This is a genomic window from Nostoc sp. DedQUE08 (assembly GCF_034530895.1).
Classification (GTDB): Bacteria; Cyanobacteriota; Cyanobacteriia; order Cyanobacteriales; family Nostocaceae; genus Nostoc.
In genome coordinates this window covers 292,558-295,755 of sequence record NZ_JAVRCD010000004.1, presented here as the reverse complement: position 1 = coordinate 295,755, position 3,198 = coordinate 292,558, and the positions used below count along the sequence as shown (strand labels likewise).

1 protein-coding gene and 2 pseudogenes are annotated in these 3,198 nt (G+C 36.2%); 1 reads left to right on the top strand and 2 read right to left on the bottom strand.

What is annotated here, in order from left to right:
- Positions 1–238 precede the first annotated feature (238 nt).
- Positions 239–520: pseudogene (locus tag RMY64_RS04670) on the top strand (IS630 family transposase); the annotation flags it as partial.
- A 163-nt stretch (positions 521–683) separates the two neighbouring features.
- Here RMY64_RS04670 and RMY64_RS04665 read toward each other — a convergent pair.
- Positions 684–2,693 carry an ABC transporter ATP-binding protein/permease gene (locus RMY64_RS04665; RefSeq protein WP_322699433.1) on the bottom strand — a complete coding sequence of 670 codons (2,010 nt, stop codon included), beginning with the start codon at positions 2,691–2,693 and terminating at the stop codon, positions 684–686.
- Positions 2,694–2,797: 104 nt separating this feature from the next.
- Positions 2,798–3,016 (bottom strand): annotated as a pseudogene (locus RMY64_RS04660) (pyrroline-5-carboxylate reductase family protein); the annotation flags it as partial.
- Positions 3,017–3,198: the final 182 nt, after the last annotated feature.

The following is a 3,198-nucleotide window of genomic DNA, read 5'->3' as shown; positions in this document are numbered from 1 at the left end:
AGAAGTTGGACTTTAATATACATAATCATGATTCTGTCAATGCGTAAGTCCTAATTTCATAAATTCAAAATTATTTTGGAAAGTTCTGCTGTGCGACAAAGATGCGATCGCAATTAAGCTAATGAGCATTTCAGTGGTATAAAACTAGGGCTGTACTGCTTTGCAGAACCCGTAGAGTAGCCCTTACTACCAGAAAATCAGTCTGGAAAAATGAATGACGATTAACTTACTTACTAAAAAACACATTCTTCTAGCTGTTGACCGTGCTGGCTGGCATATTAGCCATAATTTAAAAATTCCTGAAGGGTTACATTTAACATTTTTGCCCTCTCATTCACCTGAATTACAACCTGCTGAAAGATTGTAGACTTTGGTTGACGAACCAATTGTCAATCAATCGTTTGGCACCCTAAATGATTTGGAAGAAGTTTTATTTCATCGCTGTCAATCTTTACTTCAACAGCAAGATATGATTCAAGGGTTAACGGGTTTTCACTGGTGGATTAAAATCGGAGCTTAATCGTAAGTGATTTACCGAACATGATATAATTGATCTAAAGTTGTGCAATGTTCCCAGGACAATTCGTGCTGTTGGATAATGGCTGCAACTTCGTTTTATGTGGTTTGGGCTGTTTCGGCTTTCTTACCCTTTAGTTGGGAGTTCTAAAAAGTATGAGTGAGGGCTAATCCATAACCCATTTCAATACTTTAGGGTCTTTGTTGTAGCGATAGATAAAGCCGTCATTAGTAGTGATAAACTCTCCTTTGCTTGCCTTACTTCTAATAGTGCTAAGGGAATAGGATGTTAGTGCATTCATTTCCTTATGGGAAAGCCCTTCGCCTGTACTGTTCTCTAATTTGGTTTGGAATTTATCTTTAAAAAAACTATCTATTTTGAGTGGAGTATTTCCGGTAGTTTTAGTAGTGCTTGTATTTTGATTTCGATAATCTTGCACGGTCACAAGTTGCCAACTAGAATCTTGTGAAAGTTCTAAAACCCATTGATGATAATCAAATAGACTTTCCCTATGCCCAACACTAATAAATGTTGTTTTCGTCTCTTGCAACTGTTGATATAGACTTCCTTCATTCTTCAAATCCAAAGCACTAGTTGCTTCATCTAATATAGTAAAGCTGGGACGAGTAACTAGCAGTCGTGCAAAGGCAAGGCGTTGTTGTTCCCCCACTGATAATATGTTTTCCCAAGGAACTTCTGTATCGAAGCCATCAACTCGACTTAGTAAGTTTTGCAGATTAACTTGTTGCAAAAATTTTTTGAGTTCTGCATCGCTTATTTGACGATTTGTATTAGGATAAAGCAACTGTTCACGCAAAGTTCCCAAGATTATATAAGGGCGTTGAGGTAAAAATAAAACTTCTTCTAATGGAGGTCGCACCAGACGACCAGTCCCCGCATCCCACAAACCGGCGATCGCTCTCAATAGAGAACTTTTACCTCGACCACTCGGCCCAACAATCAATAAACCTTCTCCTGGTTGAACAGATAGTGATAAATTTTCAACAATTACCTGCTCATAGTTGGGCGTTTGTAAAGTGACACTCTCAAAAGCAAGATGATTTTCTTCTATTGTTTTAATAGTACTGACATTTTCCGGTTGTTTAGTTACTGATTTTAAAGCATCTGAAAACTCAGATAATCTCTCAACATAGCTAGAAAATCTCCCAGAGTTCCCAAATTCATTGATTAAATCTCCTAAAGCATTAGCAAAAAAATAGCAACATATAGACGCTTGGCTAATTTCTCCAAAATCAATTTCACCTTTAATCTGTAAAGGACCAAATACTATATATGGAAATATTTGAATTACAGCCTGATAACCTCTATTAAAAATCTCATTGTTCTTCTCCCAATCAATTTTGCGTTTAGCATTTTTTATCAAATTACTAAATCTGCGGTCAATAATATTTGATTCTTGCTTCTCTCCTCGAAAGAAAGCTACTGATTCAGCATGAGTGCGGAAATGAGTCAAACAATAGGTATAGTCAGCTTTTGCCTCTAGTTCTTCTCGATTAATTTTATTTAATTCTTGGGTCAAGTAAACAGCAATCAAATTGCCTATAACCGTATAAGTAACTAAAATCAGCGCAACAGACTGAGAGATTGACCAAAGAATTATCAAAAAACCTGCCATCTCCAGGATTTTTTCCAGTAGATTAGCTGAAAGACTTAAAGCATTGCTAGCAATGGGTTCGATTTCTTGAGATAAACGTTGATCTGGATTATCAATATTAGATTGAAAGTTAATTTTGTAATAAGCTCGACTGTTTAAATATTTTGATAAAATCTTACTATTTAGCCATTGATACCAATCTAGAGCAATTTTTTTTCTCAGAAGTTTTGAGAACCCTGCCAAGAGGGTTACTAATACCAAAGCTGAACCGAAAAGCACTAAAGTATCAGAAAACTTAGAAGGATTCTTCTCTTCAATTATGATATCTAGTAAATAGCGAGTAATAAAGCTATTAAAAAGATTTGCACTTACAAGTGCAATTATTAATAAGATCAAAAGAAAGAGCATTCCCCATGAGCGAATCACGTCTGAGAATGCCCTGTCTCCTGAGTCGTTTGGATACCAGTAAGGTTGGGCGACCGCTTTTACGTCTTTCCAAAATTGAATAAAACCTGAAAAAGCATTTGTTGAAGGTTGAGCTTGAATAACTTGGGTTGGCATATTTTAGAAATAAATTGACTTTTTTTTAGAATGATATTGAAGACTTTTTTGTGTTGAATAACTAGTAATAATTACTAATATAAATCGCACTTCCTATTAATTTTTCAACTCATGTGACTTAATTGTTGAGTGTGGTTCAAAGCAGTAAGCACTACATTAGAGATAACAGTACTCATACCACCTTTTTCTAACTCGTAAAGACCAGCTGCCGTTATTCCTCCAGGACTCGTGACTTTGTTTCGTAAGACTGCTGGATGTTCATGAGTCTGAAATATTAGTTCTACACTACCAGCGATCGCGTGCAATGTTGGTTCTTGGGCTTGATTAATTTCTTCTAGTGTGTATAAACGACTAATTAGTTTTTCCCAAGCAATGTTTTTTCTATAATCACTATCATTCGTAACTTCTTGTACTTGCTCAATACAAGCTTTCAATAGTTACAGCAGAATTCAAGTGAACCACATCTGTCGTAGGGGTGCAAGGCCTTGCGCCCCTACTGCGTGGT

What these genes read in the sequence shown, in the direction of transcription:
- RMY64_RS04665 (WP_322699433.1), bottom strand. Translation starts at nt 2,693, where the DNA reads ATGCCAACCCAAGTTATTCAAGCTCAACCTTCAACAAATGCTTTTTCA.